The sequence below is a fragment of the Austwickia sp. TVS 96-490-7B genome (assembly GCF_019331795.1).
GTDB lineage: Bacteria > Actinomycetota > Actinomycetes > Actinomycetales > Dermatophilaceae > Austwickia.
Window position 1 is genome coordinate 482,543 of the sequence record NZ_JAHPZL010000008.1, and the last position, 16,952, is coordinate 499,494.

Annotated in this window: 14 protein-coding genes, 1 tRNA gene and 1 other RNA gene; 4 read left to right on the plus strand and 12 right to left on the minus strand. The window is 64.2% G+C overall.

The features are described 5' to 3' along the window. Nucleotides 1-28 precede the first annotated feature (28 nt). Both KEM60_RS12740 and glnA read right to left on the minus strand, forming a co-directional pair. Complete coding sequence (locus KEM60_RS12740; protein WP_219107961.1) at nucleotides 29-3,040, minus strand: bifunctional [glutamine synthetase] adenylyltransferase/[glutamine synthetase]-adenylyl-L-tyrosine phosphorylase; 3,012 nt, start codon at nucleotides 3,038-3,040, stop codon at nucleotides 29-31. A 9-nt stretch (nucleotides 3,041-3,049) separates the two neighbouring features. Further along, nucleotides 3,050-4,387, minus strand: a complete 1,338-nt coding sequence (glnA, locus tag KEM60_RS12745; RefSeq protein ID WP_219107962.1) for a type I glutamate--ammonia ligase — start codon at nucleotides 4,385-4,387, stop codon at nucleotides 3,050-3,052. A gap of 217 nt (nucleotides 4,388-4,604) precedes the next feature. On the opposite strand from glnA, the gene KEM60_RS12750 reads away from it, so the two are divergent. Next, a complete protein-coding gene (locus KEM60_RS12750) occupies nucleotides 4,605-5,012 on the plus strand; it encodes an SRPBCC domain-containing protein (protein WP_219107963.1) in 408 nt (135 codons plus the stop codon). A 78-nt stretch (nucleotides 5,013-5,090) separates the two neighbouring features. Here the strand turns inward: KEM60_RS12750 and KEM60_RS12755 are convergent, their stop codons facing one another. Next, nucleotides 5,091-5,282, minus strand: coding sequence for a methionine aminopeptidase (locus KEM60_RS12755; RefSeq protein ID WP_219107964.1), 192 nt, complete (start codon nucleotides 5,280-5,282; stop codon nucleotides 5,091-5,093). Between the two features lie 160 nt (nucleotides 5,283-5,442). Here KEM60_RS12755 and map point away from each other — a divergent pair, with 160 nt between their 5' ends. The 3 genes from map (at nucleotide 5,443) to KEM60_RS12770 (ending at nucleotide 8,654) form a co-directional block, all read left to right on the plus strand. Further along, on the plus strand, nucleotides 5,443-6,312 hold the full coding sequence (gene map, locus KEM60_RS12760) for a type I methionyl aminopeptidase (protein ID WP_219107965.1): 870 nt from the start codon (nucleotides 5,443-5,445) through the stop codon (nucleotides 6,310-6,312). Between the two features lie 64 nt (nucleotides 6,313-6,376). Next, complete coding sequence (gene ppgK, locus KEM60_RS12765) at nucleotides 6,377-7,141, plus strand: polyphosphate--glucose phosphotransferase (RefSeq protein ID WP_219107966.1); 765 nt, start codon at nucleotides 6,377-6,379, stop codon at nucleotides 7,139-7,141. Nucleotides 7,142-7,196: 55 nt separating this feature from the next. Further along, nucleotides 7,197-8,654: a GuaB1 family IMP dehydrogenase-related protein gene (locus KEM60_RS12770; RefSeq protein ID WP_219107967.1), complete on the plus strand. Its 1,458-nt coding sequence runs from the start codon at nucleotides 7,197-7,199 to the stop codon at nucleotides 8,652-8,654. A 45-nt stretch (nucleotides 8,655-8,699) separates the two neighbouring features. Here the strand turns inward: KEM60_RS12770 and KEM60_RS12775 are convergent, their stop codons facing one another. The 9 genes from KEM60_RS12775 to KEM60_RS12815 form a co-directional block, all read right to left on the minus strand. Continuing rightward, entirely contained in the window at nucleotides 8,700-10,331 is a 1,632-nt protein-coding gene (locus KEM60_RS12775) for a N,N-dimethylformamidase beta subunit family domain-containing protein (RefSeq protein WP_219107968.1), read from the minus strand. A gap of 70 nt (nucleotides 10,332-10,401) precedes the next feature. After that, an RNA gene (rnpB, locus tag KEM60_RS12780) (RNase P RNA component class A) lies at nucleotides 10,402-10,789 on the minus strand. A gap of 52 nt (nucleotides 10,790-10,841) precedes the next feature. After that, nucleotides 10,842-11,711 carry an HAD family hydrolase gene (locus tag KEM60_RS12785; RefSeq protein WP_219107969.1) on the minus strand — a complete coding sequence of 290 codons (870 nt, stop codon included), beginning with the start codon at nucleotides 11,709-11,711 and terminating at the stop codon, nucleotides 10,842-10,844. Next, complete coding sequence (locus tag KEM60_RS12790) at nucleotides 11,698-13,251, minus strand: RNB domain-containing ribonuclease (protein WP_219107970.1); 1,554 nt, start codon at nucleotides 13,249-13,251, stop codon at nucleotides 11,698-11,700. The genes KEM60_RS12785 and KEM60_RS12790 overlap by 14 nt, the downstream gene beginning before the upstream one ends. 55 nt (nucleotides 13,252-13,306) lie before the next feature. Beyond that, a complete protein-coding gene (locus tag KEM60_RS12795; protein ID WP_304502175.1) occupies nucleotides 13,307-14,530 on the minus strand; it encodes a bifunctional RNase H/acid phosphatase in 1,224 nt (407 codons plus the stop codon). 60 nt (nucleotides 14,531-14,590) lie between these two features. Continuing rightward, nucleotides 14,591-15,325 carry a zinc ribbon domain-containing protein gene (locus tag KEM60_RS12800; RefSeq protein ID WP_219107971.1) on the minus strand — a complete coding sequence of 245 codons (735 nt, stop codon included), beginning with the start codon at nucleotides 15,323-15,325 and terminating at the stop codon, nucleotides 14,591-14,593. Beyond that, nucleotides 15,322-16,254 (minus strand): Nif3-like dinuclear metal center hexameric protein, encoded by a 933-nt coding sequence (locus tag KEM60_RS12805; protein ID WP_219107972.1) that lies wholly within the window; start codon nucleotides 16,252-16,254, stop codon nucleotides 15,322-15,324. The genes KEM60_RS12800 and KEM60_RS12805 overlap by 4 nt, the downstream gene beginning before the upstream one ends. A 1-nt stretch (nucleotide 16,255) precedes the next feature. Beyond that, a tRNA-Val gene (locus KEM60_RS12810) sits at nucleotides 16,256-16,328 on the minus strand. A gap of 81 nt (nucleotides 16,329-16,409) precedes the next feature. Then, complete coding sequence (locus tag KEM60_RS12815) at nucleotides 16,410-16,883, minus strand: peroxiredoxin (RefSeq protein ID WP_219107973.1); 474 nt, start codon at nucleotides 16,881-16,883, stop codon at nucleotides 16,410-16,412. Nucleotides 16,884-16,952 lie beyond the last annotated feature (69 nt).

The window sequence follows — 16,952 nt, forward strand, 5'->3', positions numbered from 1 at the left end:
GGCTACCTGCCTGCGCCGTATGCCCTGTTCACGACGCTTCGTCGCGGCCGTAGAAGAGTCGCTCCGTGACCATTCGTGCACGGCGCATCGAGCGCTGCACATCATCGGTCAATGTAAAACCTTGTCCCGCAGATAAACCCATAATTCGGGCAATGCCTTCAGCATCGCGGACATCGGAGGGCAACGAATCCGTCGCCCGGCCACGCCATAACATCGCCGCATCACGCACTCGCGACGATGCCACCCACGCTTCCCGCAACACCGCCGCATCGTGAGCAGACAACACCTCCGCAGCGACCGCCGCTTCGAGAGCGGGAAGCGTCCCCGTCGCCCGTAATCCCGGATGCTCGCTGGCGTGCCTCAACTGCAGCAGTTGAACCGTCCACTCCACATCTGACAAGCCACCCGGGCCCAACTTCACGTGGCCTCGCGGATCCGCGCCCCGCGGTAGGCGCTCCGATTCCATCCGTGCCTTCAACCTGCGGATGTCCCGCTCCTGTACGACGGTCACCCCCGCATCGGGATATCGCCACCGGTCAGCCATCTCGATGAACTGCGCTCCCACCTGCGGATCACCGGCGACTAGGCGAGCGCGCAGTAGCGCGTGAAACTCCCACGTCTGCGCCCACCGCTCGTAATATCCCCGGTACCCCTCCACAGTGCGCACCACCGGGCCGGCCTTGCCCTCAGGACGAAGATCCGCATCCAAGTCGAGCTGAGGATCCGGCCCAGCCAGCCCCAAGACCCGCCGTAATTCCACCACCACCGCTGATGCCGCCGATGCAGCCACCTGCTCGTCAGCGCCTGGATGAGGACGATGCACAAAAAGCACGTCAGCATCGGAGGCATAACTCATTTCCCGACCTCCGAAGCGCCCCATCCCGATCACCGCGATATCTGCAGGAACTGGCGTGCCACGCTCCAGACCGACCCGTTTAGTCGCGACATACAAAGCACACTCCAGCAAAGCCTCAGCCAGGTCAGTCAAGGCCTCACCCACTTGCTCAGCACTGACAGCGCCAGTCAAATCAGCCACCGCCACCCGGAACAGCTCTGCCCGGCGAATCATCCGAGCGGCTTCCACCGCCTCATCCGGGCCATCTTTGCGAGTGATCGCCGATCGCATCGTCGCCACCAGCTGATCCCGCGTCCGCGGCGTCATCCCCTCCGATTCGCCAAACAAACGCACCGCATCAGGGATACGAACCAACAAATCACCAGCGAATCGGCTCCTCGCCAGAACATGAGCGACCTGCTCAGCGGCCTCGGCAGAATCTCGGAGCATCCTCATATACCACGGAGTGCGCCCCAACGCTTCGCTGACCTTGCGGTACGCCAACAGACCAGCATCAGGATCGGCCTCATCAGCGAACCACCCCAACATCACCGGCAACAACTGTCGATGGATCGCCGCAGTCCGGTCAAAGCCCCGCGTCAAAGCCTCCAAATGGCGCATTGCCCCGGCCTGATCACGAAAGCCCAATACTTTAAGCCGTTCCTGCGCAGCTTGCGGGGTCAACCGCACCTCGTCAGTCGTCAACCGGGCCGCAGCTGCCAACAGTGGCCGATAAAACAATTTCTCGTGAAGACGCCGCACCTCACGAGCTTCGTCATGCCAGGCAGCGACTACCTGCTCTGCCGGTTGGCTGCGCAGATTCATCGACCGCCCTAGACGCCGCAGATCAGCCGAAGCCGTCGGCATCAGATGAGTCCGCCGCATCCGATGCAATTGGATGCGATGTTCCATACTGCGTAAGAACCGGTACGCCGCGTCGAGGCGTGCAGCGTCCTCCCTGGCGACGTACCCACCCTCAGAAAGCGCCGCCAACGCCTCCAATGTGCTCCCCGAGCGCAACGATTCGTGAGTCCGACCGTGTACTAGCTGCAACAACTGCACCGAGAACTCAATGTCCCGCAATCCACCAGGACCCAACTTGACTTGACGACTGGCTTCAGCCGCCGGCACATGCGCCTCCACCCGGCGACGCATGGCTTGGACATCCTCAACAAAACGATCCCGTCCCGCGGCCTGCCAGACCAACGGCCGCACCGCCTCTAGGTAGGACCGCCCCACCTCCTGATCCCCCGCGACACACCTGGCCTTCACTAGCGCCTGAAACTCCCAGGTCTTCGCCCATCGGCGGTAATACGCCAGGTGGCTGGCTACCGTGCGCACCAGCGGCCCTTGCTTCCCCTCAGGCCGCAACGCTGCGTCGACCTGCCACAACGACCCCTCCGCGGTGGGCACCGCGCACGCCCGCATCACCGCCGACGCCAGGATCGTGGCCGCAGCAACCGCCTCCACCTCGGACGCCGACCCAGCTGGCTCCACGACAAAGACCACATCAACATCAGAGATGTAGTTCAGTTCGCGCCCCCCGCACTTGCCCATGCCGATCACCGCCAGCCGAGCCGCAGCCGCTTCCCGAGGATGCTCCTGCGCCGCGATCACCAATGCTGCTTCCAAGGCTGCCGCCGCCAAGTCAGCTAACGCCGCTGCCGTCGCAGGAAGCATCTGCCGCGGGTCCGGGGCCACCACGTCTGCCGCGCAGATCGCCACCAACTGCTCGCGATATGCGATCCGCAAGGCGTCGTACGCCGTATGAGCGCCTCGATGATGCGGGTCCACCGCGCGCACCAGCCGGCGTACTCGTTCTGGCGCCCCCAGCGGAAGCGCCTCGGCAACTCGCACCCAATGCTGAGGATGGGCGACCAGATGATCGGCTAATGCACTGGACACCCCACACACCGCAGCCAATCGGTCCCGGCCGGGACCCGCCGTGGAGAGCATCTCCCACAACTCGTCCCGGCGGACCTCCGACGCCTCTGCCCGGTCCACCGACTCCAACAGGCGAACCAGCGCCAACACCGCGGTGTCGGGATCAGCAGTCCCCGACACCACTCTCAACAGTCCGTTGTCGTCATCCGGAAAGGACACCAAGCCCTGCATCGCAGGCGAGGCCAACAACCCTGCCACCCGACCCGAATCTCGAAAACCCAACCGGACCAGATGCGCGCCAACCGAGGCCTGCCGCTCCATCGACAACCCCTACAGATTAGGTAGGAGCCGAGTCAGCTCCACCGGTGTCACCTGCGCCCGGTACTCGTCCCATTCAGCTTTCTTATTACGCAGGAACACCTCGAAGATCTGCTCACCTAATGTCTGCGCTACTAATTCGCTTCTTTCCATCACCGTGATCGCTGAATGCAGCGAGCTGGGCAATGGCTCAATCCCTAAAGCGGAGCGCTCTGCGGCAGTCAAACTCCACACATCGTCTTCCGCCTCATCCCCCAGCTCATACTCCTCCTCAATCCCTTTCAGACCCGCAGCCAGCAACACTGCAAACGCCAGATAGGGATTGCAGGCCGGATCCAAAGACCGCACCTCAATCCGGGTGCTATTGCCCTTCATGGGCTTATACATGGGCACCCGGACCATGGCGGACCCATTGTTGTGACCCCAGCAGACGTACGCCGGAGCCTCGTCGCCCGCCCACAGCCTCTTATAACTATTGACCCACTGGTTGGTCACCGCCGTGATCTCAGCACCATGCCGCAGAATCCCGGCAATGAACTGCCGCGCCACTTTACTCAACTGGTATCGCGCACCAGCCTCATAGAAGACATTCTTGTCTCCCTCAAACAAGGAGAGATGAGTGTGCATACCCGACCCGGGAACATGGGCCAGCGGCTTGGGCATAAACGACGCAAACACCCCCTGCTCCAGCGCGACCTCTTTGATGACCGTCCGGAATGTCATGATATTATCTGCTGTCGACAAAGCATCGGCATATCTCAGGTCAATCTCATTTTGCCCAGGGGCACCCTCATGGTGGCTGAACTCCACCGAGATTCCCATCGATTCCAACATCGTGATGGCTCGCCGCCGGAAATCCTGGCCTGCGGCATGCGCTGAGTGATCGAAATAACCGGCATGATCAATCGGGACCGGCGGCTCCCCCAGTCGCAGATCTTGCTCGAAAAGGAAGAACTCGATCTCCGGGTGAGTGTAGAAACTGAAACCCATATCGGCAGCTTTAGCCAAGGTGCGCCGCAGTGCATAGCGGGGATCTGCCAGGCACGGTGACCCATCAGGTAATTGCACATCGCAGAACATCCGCGCTGTGCCGGGAGGACTGTCTCGCCACGGCAGGATCTGGAAGGTCGCAGGGTCTGGTTTGACCAGCATGTCTGACTCAGTGACCCGAGCAAAACCCTGAATGGCGCTGCCGTCGAAGCCCAACCCCTCCTCGAACGCGCCTTCCAACTCGGCTGGGGCGACCGCCACCGACTTCAACGTGCCCAGCACGTCGGTGAACCACAGGCGCACAAACCGGATATCGCGCTCCTCAAGGGTGCGCAGGACAAACTCCTCCTGACGATCCATGGAGGTGATCCTGCCGTATCGACCATGGTGGCGTCACGGGCGGCATCCGAATCGTTCCCGATTCGGGAGTCAGCCCACGGTGATTCTCGCCACGTCCGCCCCTCGGGACTCGCACCGGCGAACCCGTTGTGCGATGCGTCGGAAAGTGATGAGGTGAAGACACGCGCAGTTCCCGCCGTGGTGGACCGCCCGGCGGGTGAGGACTCGAGGAGACAACATGACTCTTTCGAACGAGATCTCCGAGGCCGACGCCAAGCCGGCCGACACCATTGAGGTCGTCCAGCACGTCCCTCGCCCTCTGGGCGAGGTGTGGCGACGCCTGACCGAACGAGAAGGCATCGAAGCTTTCCTCGGTGAGGGCGCCATGCTGGGCGGCAAGGGAGACTCTTGGCATGCCGCCGATGGCACGTACGGCGTCACGCGGAGTTACCACCCTGAACAACAGGTGCGAGTCTCCTGGCATGCAGACGCCGACGCCCCTGCGACCATGGTGGATCTGCAAATGGCTGCCGAAGGCGAAGGCACCATGTTGACGCTGCGCCACGAACATCTGACTCAAGACATGGACCGAGAAGCCCTGGTGGCACGTTGGGACGCCGCCATGCATCGGCTCACCCAAATCTGACCGACGTCGGTGACGGGTCGTTCCGGCCCGCGACCACTGCATTGATGCCGGTCTCTGCGGGGACCGGCATCAGCTGCGTCACCGATCAGCGTCATCCTCCTGCGCCCGGCGTTGATCCTCCTCATCCCAGGCCTGGGTGCGCTCCTTAGCCCGGTCCAGAGCAGCTGTGGCCTGCTCAATCGTGGGATAAGGCCCCATCAGATTTTCTTTCCGGGATGTGTGCCCGTCTTCCTCCACCTGACCGGTGTTGATGTTGTACCAGTACGCCATGACCATTCCTCCAGGTCCATGTCGACGATCGACCCGCCCGACCGTATCCCTCAGGGATGCACCGTAGTCCGTGATCCGCAGCCGATGGCGTCATTCCGCTGATGCCTCGCACCGTGGACCGCTATCGAGCGACTCGGGAGAGGTTTGGCACAATCGGCCCATGCCCGCCACCGCGTCCAGCGCACCATTGACTCCCGGCCTGGTGACCCCAGGCCGCCCGGTCCCCTCGTCGATCGCCCGCCCCGAGTACGTCGGCCGTCCCGAACCCCGCCCGTTTGAGGGCAGCGAAGTCAAGGATGCCGAGACGATCGAAAAAATGCGGATTGCCGGGCGGATTGCCGCCGGCGCTCTGCAGGCGGGCGGGGAGGCCGTCGCACCCGGAGTCACCACCGACGAGTTGGATCGAGTGGTGCACGAATACCTCTGTGACCACGGCGCTTACCCGTCACCGTTGAGCTATCGCGGATTCCCGAAGTCGTTGTGCACCTCGGTGAACGAGGTCATCTGCCACGGCATCCCTGACGACCGGGCGCTCCTGGAGGGAGACATCGTCAACCTGGATGTCACCTGCTTCATTCACGGAGTGCACGGCGACACCAACGCGACCTTCCCGGTCGGTGAGATCGACGAGGAGTCCGCGACCCTGGTCGAAGTGACCCGCGAGTCGCTGCGCCGAGGGATCAAAGCGGTCCGCCCGGGCCGGGAGCTCAACGTCATCGGCCGGGTCATCGAAAGTTACGCTCGCCGTTTTGGCTACGGCGTGGTCCGGGACTACACCGGGCACGGCATCGGCACGACCTTCCATTCAGGGTTGATCGTCCCGCATTACGACGCCGCTCCCGGCTACGCCACAATTCTGGAAGAAGGCATGACCTTCACCATCGAGCCGATGCTGAATCTCGGTACGCCGGAATGGGATCTGTGGGACGACGACTGGACCGTGGTGACCGCCGACCTTCGTCGGTCAGCGCAATTCGAGCACACCATCTTGGTGACAGCGTCCGGGGCTGAGATCCTGACGCTGCCCTGATTACTTCGGCCGCGTGTACGCTCACCGCTGACACGCAGCTCCGCCCCGGAAAGGACACCTTTCGATGGTCAGCCCTTCTTTTCCTCTTGGCATCGACATTGGCGGTAGCGGCGTGAAAGGTGCGCCGGTCGACTTGGAGACCGGTGAGTTTGTCGCTGATCGGTTGCGGATCGAGACGCCACAGCCAGCCACCCCGGAGGCCGTGGCGGATGTGGTGGCCCGAGTGGCTGAGGAATTCGCGTCGTACACCGGCGATTCTCCGGTGGGGGTGACGATCCCTGGGATCGTCCGTGGGGGCATCATGCGATCCGCCGCCAATATCGACAAGTCGTGGATCGGCATCGATGTCAACGCACTCTTTAGCGAACGCCTGGGACGTCCAGTGAGTGTGCTCAATGACGCCGACGCCGCCGGGATCGCCGAGTTGCACTACGGGGCAGCGAAGGGCGCCCCTGGCACGGTGCTGCTGGCCACGTTGGGGACGGGGATCGGCACCGCCCTACTGGTCGACGGAGTCCTTGTCCCCAACACCGAGTTTGGCCACCTGGAGATCGATGGGGTCGATGCGGAGACCCGCGCCTCCGCTGCGGTGCGTGACCGGGAACAGCTGAAGTGGCCCGAGTGGGCGGCCCGACTGCAAACCTATTTCGCCCACGTCGAGATGCTGCTCTCACCTGACCTGATCGTCGTCGGTGGCGGCGTGAGCAAAAAAGCTCATAAGTTCCTCCCGCTGCTTGACTTGCAGACGCCGATCATCCCGGCCACCCTGCGCAATGCCGCCGGGATCGTGGGCGCGGCATGGTTCGCGGTGCAGGCCACGCAACACTGACCATTCCAGAGGTGGCGACGGGCGTCACAGCCCGTCGCCACCTACCATGGCGGTCGTGGAATTCCTCAACGGGCAGCGCCCCTCGCACGACCTGACCTACAACGACGTCTTCATGGTGCCCTCGCGGTCCTCGATCGCCTCCCGGCTCGATGTGGATCTGACCACGCCGGACAGCGTCGGCACTTCGGTGCCCATCGTGGTCGCCAACATGACCGCGGTCTCTGGGCGACGGATGGCCGAGACAGTGGCGCGTCGAGGAGCCATCGCCATCATCCCGCAGGACATTGCTGACGGCGCGGTAGAAAAAACAGTTCGTCGCGTCAAAAACGCCCACCCGGTGTTTGAAACACCCATCGTGATCACCCCCCATGCGCCGGTCGCAGAGGTCCTTGCGCTGCTCGGCAAACGGGCACATGGCGCAGCTGTGGTCGTCGACGACGGACACCCGGTAGGGATCATCACCGAACAGGACTGCCACGAAGTCGACCGGTTCTCCACCGTCGGCGAAGTCATGAGCCACGACCTGATCACCCTCTCCCCCGACGTCGACCTCGACGCAGCCTTCGACGAGCTGCATGCCCACCGGTTGGGGATCGCCCCCGTCGTCGACGGCGACCAGCTGCTCGGGGTCCTCACCCGACGTGGCATCCTGCGTTCCACGATCTACACCCCAGCACTGGATCCAGACGGTCGGCTCATGGTCGGCGCTGCGGTCGGCATCAATGGGGACGTCGCTGGCCGCGCCCGCACCCTGCTGTCCTACGGCGTGGATGTCCTCGTCGTCGACACCGCTCACGGACACCAAGAACGCATGATCGAAGCGCTGTCGGTGGTGCGCGCCGCCCGCGACGAGCACGCAGCAGCCACCGGTCGGCGGATCCCCATCGCTGCAGGAAACGTCGTCGCTGCTGACGGCGCCCGTGACCTCGCAGCAAGCGGCGCGGACATCATCAAGGTCGGCGTTGGGCCTGGCGCAATGTGCACCACTCGCATGATGACTGGAGTAGGACGTCCCCAATTCTCCGCGGTCCTGGAGTGCTCGGCCGCAGCGAAGGACTGCGGTGCCGCAGTTTGGGCGGACGGCGGCGTCAAATATCCCCGCGACGTGGCCCTAGGACTTGCCGCCGGAGCAGCCAGCGTCATGATCGGCTCATGGTTTGCCGGGACCTACGAGTCCCCCGGAGACCTGCTGCGTGATGCTGACGGGAAGCTCTACAAGGAAAGCTTCGGCATGGCCTCGGCCCGCGCCGTACGCAACCGGACCCGGGAAGCCAGCGCCTTCTCCCGTGCCCGGGCTGCACTCTTCGAGGAGGGGATCTCCTCGTCCAAGATGTACCTCGAACCAGGCCGCCCCGGGGTGGAAGATCTGATGGATCAGATCATCTCCGGAGTGCGTAGCGCCTTTACCTACGCCGGCGCCGAGACCATCGGGCAATTCCATGCGCGGGCCGTCGTCGGCCTGCAGAGCGTCACCGGGTACGACGAAGGGCGCCCCCGCCACACCTCCTGGTGATGTCGGCTCCCCGGGGCCTGTCACTAACGGTCCCGGGAAGCCAGGTCACCCGCCGTACGTCGTCGTGCGGGTCGGCGGCAGCCAATACGACGCAAGATTGTCCCGCGCCCGATGTCGAGCACCTGCCTTCGCGCTCGCGAACTCACTGAGAATGCGACGCGTGATGGCGGTGCTGATCCGGGCGGTGTCCGCGTCCGGAGACGTCAGTCCGCGCGGCCAGCCGAGAGTTCCGGCAGCGAAGATCCCCGCACCAGCGGGATGAGTCGTGTAAAGCCCGGTATATGCCGTGCTCGCGCCCCGACAGTCGACGGTGCCGTACGCGACCACCTGTCGTGGCCCCGGCGTGGGCGAACCGGTGTAGGCGCGGTCGATTTCGTTACCGACGACCCCTTTGAGGCGCGTCCCAGCGACCGCTCCAGTCCCCTGGTAACCCCACCAGGTCGGGTCGGTCACTGTCCAGTCCCCGGCGACTGGATTGCAGTCATAAGCCACTCCGGCCAGTTCGGACTCGGCCACCTCGTGTGGGGGGTGACGGAACTTCGTGGTGGCGTTGACCGGATCGCTACCGGCAAGCGGATCTTCAGCGGCGTCTTTTGTCGCATAGATCACTCGGGGACGACCATCCCGGCGTCCGGCCACACTCGCCGGACCCGATGCGGCGCCGATCATCCGGATCCGCCAGTACGCCGTGTTCGCCCCGAACGACGCAAAATTCGTGCCCTGGCTGATAGCCCCGATCATTCGAGCGCGCATCGCCGCGGTCCAGTATTCGCTATGACCTCCGAAGGAGATTCCAGCAGCTCCGTCGACCAGGTCGGGTTGCACCGCCAGGTCGTAGTCGGTCACCCAGGCCAGCGGCAGGCCAGATGCTTCTGCGGCACGAATAATCGGTAGATCCATCGAAAAAAACTGCCCCGCACCGGATTCAGCGGCGTACGGCCGGTCAAAACTGACTGCCCGAGCTCGGGAGGCCAGGCTGCCGTCTGGGCCGTGATAGAGGCTGTGCCCTCCCCAGTCGTTGTAAGCCTGATAGGTCAACACTGAGCTGACCAGCAACATCCGTCCCCGAGCGTGTGCGCTCCGCACGGTCAGCGGGACGTATCGAGTCGCTCCCGCTCCGGGAGAGGTCACCGCGATCAGGTAGGCCCCCTCCGGCCAATCCTTCGTGGGCACGGTGGCACTGCGCGCCCACGGCGCGACATCGGTGGAGGTCGGTCCAGCCCCGGTGATCTCCGCGGCAGCTTGGCCAAGATCAGTGCTTTTTCCCTGCTCAGATGCTGTGGCCTGTCCGCTCCACAGCTGTCGAGCGCCAGCCCCGCCGTACTCTCCCATCCGATAGGCGACCACCGTGACCGGTCCGGGTTTGCCGGAGACATAGACTCCCACGTCCTCCCCTGGCCGCACTGACACTCGGTCGAGGAAAGCAGCCAGGCCAGGGCGTCCCCGGAATTTCTCATCGGCGTACCAGTCCTTGTCGCCGGATCTGGCGTTCTCCGCGCGGACCGCTGCTGACCACCCTGGTGGGTTATCCGTCGTTGTCGTAGCACTGGCGCCAGCGGGAGCCGACTCCCCTGGAGCAGAGGGGGACGGTGAGGGGCCAGAACAGGAAAGCGCACTTGCGGTGAGCAAGATCAGCGCAACGGCTCGTAGCGCGCGCTGGGGGCGTGAAGGCTGCACGATCGATCAGCCTAGAAGAGACAAGACAACCTGCAGGTACGCCGATCTCGGCGTGGCGTCTCAGACAAGGCGGATGAGTCGGCCTGTACGCCGGGTTCTGTCGAGGACGGTCATCCATCTCGGGTGACTGTTGCCAGCCACCTCCAGCGACCTACCCGTGCACTCGGGCGGGCAGCCCTCAAACGTGCACTGTCTGGTCTTGCTCCGGGTGGGGTTTACCGAGCCACGCCAGTCACCTGGCGTGCTGGTGGTCTCTTACACGCACCGTTTCACCCTTACCTGTCATCATCACTGGCGTGATCATGACAGGCGGTTTGTTTTCTGTGGCACTGTCCCGCGGGTCGCCCCGGGTGGCCGCTAGCCACCACCCTGCCCTACGGAGCCCGGACGTTCCTCGGCGACAGACCCTACCGGCCTAAGCCGGGGGTGGCTGTCGACGCGACCGTCCAGCCGACTCATCCGCGCGGTCATCATAACGCCATCAGCGAGGGATCCGTGACCTCGGCCCGATTAACCGGCTGCTAGGGACATACACCGTGCCACCACTTGCCCCACCCCGTCCTCGTCATGATGGGGAATGACAGCAGATACTTTCGCTGCCACCTGCGGGTGGGCATTAATCGGCGCGAAGGACAACCCTGACCAGCCCAGCATCGGCAAGTCATTGGGCATATCACCGAACGACCACACCTGCGCAGCGATATGACCTCGATCCTGACACCACCGGGCCAATGCCCGAGCTTTGGTCACCTCCGGGGAGGTCAACTCCAACAGCCCAGCTGCGCCCGAGAACGCCAAATGCGCCCGATCCTCCACCACCGCACCCACCAAGGCATACACCTGGTCACCGGGCACATCCGGGCAGCGCCCCAATAGCTTCCCGCCGCCGCTGCCATCGGCACCGGCGAACCAATCCCGCAGGTCATCGACCACCAGGCTGGGATCGTCCCGCGGATCAGCGGCAAAACCTGCCTCCCGCACGAGACCAGTCGAGCTTTCAACCGCTAACACCATCTTCGGGAAATGCTGCTTCAACCGGGTGACAAGCTCTGTCACTGCTGTCGGGACGAAAGTGTGCTGCTCGACAATGGCACCATCCCCAGCGGACACCACGAACGCCCCATTCGCCGCGAGAATCACCCCGCCAGCAGGCACCATCGGTGCCACTGCGGTGAGCCATCGAGGCGGTCGGGCTGTCACCATCACATGCTCCCCGCCAGCGAGCAGATAGCGACGCACGATGTGGCGGGTGAAATCTGAAACGCTTCCGTCAGAGCGCAACAAGGTCCCGTCAAGGTCGGTGGCCAGCACCGCCGGAAAAGCCGCGTGCGCAATGACCGATTCCCAATCCGCACGTCCCACAAGGTCAGTGGACGTCACTGGCACCATCCTTCCCCGCGGTTCCATCCTGGTCGCCGCTGCGGGAGGAGTCGCTGATGACAAAAGAGCTACGTCCCTCTAGGACATCCACCCCGGTCAAGGTGACCTGCACCCGGCTTCCCGGCGCCGCCTGCTGCGGGCATCTCGCCACCACAGCCGGGTCGGTGATCTGGACAGTGCAGCCTTCGTCACCACGAGACTCCACGACAACAGCATCCCAACTCCGGCCCACCATTGGCGCCAGGACCGCGGCTTCAACGGCATCAGTGCAGGCACGCTCCACTGCCCCGGAGAGGCGGCCGCTGGCACTCATCACCTCAGGCAGCTGAGGAAGGGCGTGCCTGGCCCACTCCGGCACGTCCTCGCCGGCACACAGCGCTGCACAGACCACGAGGCCGAACCGGTCCACGAGACGCCGTAACGGCGCCGTGACATGCGCGTACGGCGCAGCGAGCGCTGCATGTTCAGTGTGGGTAGGCAGCGTCCCGTCAAAAGGGGTGTATCCGGCGCCGCGGAATAGTGATGTCGCAGCGTGCATCAGCGCCACGTGGTGGGGGTCGCTGTGATCGAGGTGGCGGAGGAAGGCGCCGTAGGTCTGGCCCTCTGGCCAGTGGACCCCGAGAGCGGTGGCTTGCCTGCGGAACCGGTCCATTCGGGTCGTGTCGGGGGCTGGCATGGTGCGCAGGATGCCGATGCCGCCACGCAGCATAATGTCCGCGGCAGACATCCCTGTCAGCAGCGAGATGTGGGCATTCCAGTCCTCGACAGGGGCCGGTGGGCGAAACCGGACCTGATATCCGGTCTCGGTGGTGATGACTTCCTGCTCGGGTTTGGGCAGGCTGGCTCCGCCCCGGCTGATTTCTTGTTCGATGCGCAGCAGCCCGATCTCGGCGAGGAGGAGGAGCATCGGGTCGGCCGTGCCCTGGTCAAGGTCATGTTGGACGCTGCCGTAGTCGAGTCGAGCAGCGCTACGGATCGTGGCACGTCGTAGATCGACATCAACGGGGAGGCCGTGCGCGTCTAGGGTGATCTGCCACACGAAAGCTGGCCGGTCTTGCCCTGGAAGCAGGCTGGCGGCACCTTCGCAGAGTCGAGGCGGGTGCAGCGGCGCGGCCCGGTCCGGCAGGTAGATGGTCTCGCCTCGCCGTCGGGCTTCCTGGTCGATCGCACCGCCGGGGGCAACGAAGGAGGGGACATCGGCGATGGCATATCGCACCAGGTAACCCTGGTCATGTCGTTGCAGGTGCAGCGCTTGGTCGAGATCCATGCTGCCGGGCGGGTCGATAGTGATGAACGGCAGTCCGGTCATGTCGATCCACGCCGGTGGCTCGCTCTGGGCGGCGCGTTCTGCTTCCGCGAGGACTTCGGCTGGGAAGTCACCTGGTACGGCGAGGCGGCGACGGATCGCCGCAAACGCTTCCCTCAGCTCGTCATGGTCAGCGTCAGCCCGCGAGGGTACGTCGGGAATATCCCCGACGCTGAGGGAGCCGTGGGGCTGAGGTGGGTGAGCAGGTCCGAGAACGAGTCGACGCTGAGCCATGCACACACCCTACGAGGCTCCAGCCGCCAGTGATCTGTCCAGGTTGCCAGTCCGGTCAGCCCCGCAGATGAGAGGTGTCGTTGACGAATTCGACCAGGACGCCGCCGTCGGACCAGGTCCGCAGCGAGGTGAGCGATGCCGGGGACATCGCCATCGACCATGGTGATGTGAGGCCGATCACCTCGGCGAGCACGATCAGCATCGCAGCCCGGTGACCGACGACGACGACCGGGCGGCCGTCATCGAGAGCATCGCGGACTAGGTCGTCGTAGGCCTGCAGCACCCTGGAACGCAGGTCGCAGCGGGATTCCCCGCCGGGACGAGCGTAGGTGTCATCGGAGCGCAGCTGCGCATAGCCATCAGCATCCTGGGCGCATACCTGGGCGACGGTGTGCCCCTCCCAGTCACCGAATGATTGCTCATCCCAACGGTCGTCGACCTCTGGGGTGACTCCTAACCGAGCCGCGACCGCTGCGCCAGTTTGTCTCGCGCGGGCCAGCGATGAGGTGACTACCCGGATTGGTCCGTCGCCGAGGAACCCAGCAACAGCCACTGCCGCAGCATGCGCCTGACGGGTACCTTCAGGCGTCAGCGGGGAGTCAGTGCCATCCCGGCCATCGAGCAGACCAGCCTGGGTGGCTTCGGTAAGGCCATGTCTGACCAGGACGATTCGAGCTGGCTTGGCTGACATGTCAGGTGCTCGGGGGGTGATCCTGGCACGTCCGGTCAGACCATCCGTAGGCACAAGGGGCGGTGTTTCCTCGGCGAGTTCAGTGAGCTGTCCCTCGCTCGGTGGGGCCTGATCAGAGGAGAGCGGTGCTGTTAGCTCATGATTTCGGTCGATGGTCCGGCCGTCCATGCCGTCGTTGGACAATGCGTCAGCAGCTTTATTGTGGGCTCGCGGGACCCAGGTCAAGGTCACCGTGCCTCCGGCTTGGCGTCGCCGGGCCACGAGCTCACGGGCTTGAGATGCCAGCCGTTTCATGTCCTCGTGCTTGATTTTCCATCGACCGGACATCTGCTCGATGACCAGTTTGGAATCCATGCGGACTTCGACATCGGCTGAAGGAGCGATCTCCTCTGCTGCTTCTAGGCCCGCGATCAGCCCGGAATATTCAGCGACATTGTTACTGGCCGTCCCCAATGGTGCTGCTCGTTCAGCCAAGAGGTGCCCAGTCGCCGCGTCTCGCACGAGTGCGCCATACCCGGCGACACCGGGGTTCCCTCTAGACCCACCGTCTGCTTCGACGATGACCGGTCTGTCCATCTGGTCGGTCACGCTTCACCTTTCACCGCACCATCACGGGAGTGCTTCGGCTGACACAGCCGAAGCGAATATCTACAGACCGGATTCGGCGGTGCGCACCAGGATGCGACGGCACTCCTCACAGCGCACCACCTCGTCGACCGGGGCTTTTTTGATGCGAGCGACATCGTCACCGAGCAGTTCCAACCGGCATCCCTCGCATCGACGGTGGAGGACCGCAGCTGCGCCCATCCCGGTCTGCGCCAGGATCTTCTCGTAGAGAGCCAAAAGGTCATCGCCGATCAACGGGGTCATGTCAGCGCGACGACGCCGTACCTGCTCTGCTTCGGTCTCCAACGCAGATCGCGCTTCGTCGCGCACGGCGACGGCTTCGGCGAGTTCTGTGGCGACGTCGTGGAGGCAACCCTCGACATAGGCGACGAGTCCAGCGGTGGCTTCAGCCCGTTCCATGACGTCGAGCTGGTCGTCCTCCAAAGCGGCCTGCCGTCGTGTCAATGACTCCAACTCATGCTGCAGGGACAGAGCTTCCTTCGCCGACACCCCCGCATCCAAGCGGGCCTGGTCACGGGCCATTCGATCCCGCACCACCTGGACGTCTGCTTCAGCTTTTGTGACCTCACGACTCACGTCCGACGCCTGCATCTTGGCTTTGACCAGGTCGGACTCCGCAGCGTTGCGTGCGCGGGAGAGCTCGTCAACGCGCTGTTGAGCGGGCAGTTTGGCCAGCCGATGGGCGATTTGCGCCAATCGAGTGTCCAGGGCCTGCAGATCCAACAGACGTAGTTGCCGTTCGTGTTCGGCCTTCACCGAAGTCCTCCCTGGTCGATCCCTGTCGTCCCGGGCACGTCATCGGGTCCGGCGGTGCCCACGACGAATGTCCATGGGTCGGTGATGATACGGCTCACAAAGGTGTCGACCTCGGCGCCGCGAGGGCCCAGACCGTCGATGATGCGGCGCCCAGCCTCCTCCAGCCAGAGCCATTCGGTGGCGAAATGGCCAGCGTCCACGAGGTACGGCGGCCCGCCTCGGGATTCCTCCCGGGATTCCACCACAGGATGGTGGCGTAGATCAGCGGTGACATAGACGTCGGCGCCGCTGCGGCGTACCTCGTCGAGCAGGGAGTCTCCCGCGCCGCCAACGACCGCGACAGTAGTCACTGGTGCCTGTGGCGGTCCGGAGACACGGACGCCGACGGGGGTAGCTGGTAACGCCGAAGCAAGCCGAGATGCGAACTCCGCGAGACTGATCGACTCGCCCAGACTGCCGATGCGCCCCATCGGACGGCCTTCTTCCAGAGTTAAGGGGCGCATCTGCGTGACCCCCGCCGCCTGGGCTAGGGCGGTGCAGACCCCAGGCTCAGCGACATCGGCGTTGGTGTGCGCTGTCACCAAGGCCATGTCCGCAACGATCAGGGCCGTCACTGCGGCGCCCTTGGCCGTATGAGTAGCCAGAGAGTGCACCCCCCGCAGCAGCAGTGGGTGGTGGGTCATCAAAAGGTCAGCGCCAGCAGCGCGAGCTTCCTCAATCACCTCTAGCGTTGGATCGACGGCCAGATGGATCCGACGAATGGGCTGGTCCAAGTCACCGGTGACGACACCCACCCGATCCCACGACTGAGCGCTGTCCTTCGGGTAAAGCTCCTCAATCACCTGGAGGACATCACGTAGGAGCACGTCTCCGGGTGCGTCTCCGCTCGGCCCGTACGGAGGTACGGCATGGTCCGGTACGTCACTCACGTGGGCCCGGCCGGGTTCGAACCGACGACAACCGCGGTGTAAACGCGGTGCTCTACCAACTGAGCTACAGGCCCTTGCCGGTCACAGACCGGCGGCGTCGGTCCATTGTGCCAGCTCGGCGGCCCGGTACCAACCGCGCCGTCTCAGATACGTCGTCAACTCGCCAGGGCAGCCACCGCCGCATCAACCCCGGAGAAGTCCCGTGCTGTGCCTCGATCCTCCATCAGCGACCAGAAAATCTTGCCGTCCTGACCGATCAGGAAGGTGCCGCGTCGCGCAGCGCCGTCCTGATCGTCGAAGACACCGTATCGGCGGGCCACCTCGCCATGCGGCCAGAAATCTGACAACAGCGGGAAGAAAAAGCCCTCGGCGTCGTCCCACGCCCGCAGGGCGTACATCGGATCGCAGGAGATCGCCACGAAGTGAACCCCGGGATGGTCGAAACGCTCCCGCTCATCCCGGAGCTCACGCAACTCACCGGTGCAAATCCCAGAGAAAGCAAACGGGAAGAACACCACGAGGAGAGGGCGCTGCGCAATCAGGACGGAAGAGTGCATCACCCGCCCGTACTGATCGCTCAGAACGAACTCGGGAGCCCAGTCACCGGGAGACACCACGCCAGAAGTCATGGGGCAAGCGTGGCAGAACCACCCCCAACGAGCATCTCGGCGCGATGACCTCTCAGATCAGCGACCTCT

What these genes read in the sequence shown, in the direction of transcription:
- KEM60_RS12740 (WP_219107961.1), bottom strand. Translation starts at nt 3,040, where the DNA reads ATGGAGCGGCAGGCCTCGGTTGGCGCGCATCTGGTCCGGTTGGGTTTT.
- map (WP_219107965.1), top strand. Translation starts at nt 5,443, where the DNA reads ATGCCCGCCACCGCGTCCAGCGCACCATTGACTCCCGGCCTGGTGACC.
- ppgK (WP_219107966.1), top strand. Translation starts at nt 6,377, where the DNA reads ATGGTCAGCCCTTCTTTTCCTCTTGGCATCGACATTGGCGGTAGCGGC.
- KEM60_RS12815 (WP_219107973.1), bottom strand. Translation starts at nt 16,883, where the DNA reads ATGACTTCTGGCGTGGTGTCTCCCGGTGACTGGGCTCCCGAGTTCGTT.
- KEM60_RS12755 (WP_219107964.1), bottom strand. Translation starts at nt 5,282, where the DNA reads ATGGCGTACTGGTACAACATCAACACCGGTCAGGTGGAGGAAGACGGG.
- KEM60_RS12750 (WP_219107963.1), top strand. Translation starts at nt 4,605, where the DNA reads ATGACTCTTTCGAACGAGATCTCCGAGGCCGACGCCAAGCCGGCCGAC.
- KEM60_RS12790 (WP_219107970.1), bottom strand. Translation starts at nt 13,251, where the DNA reads ATGGCTCAGCGTCGACTCGTTCTCGGACCTGCTCACCCACCTCAGCCC.
- glnA (WP_219107962.1), bottom strand. Translation starts at nt 4,387, where the DNA reads ATGGATCGTCAGGAGGAGTTTGTCCTGCGCACCCTTGAGGAGCGCGAT.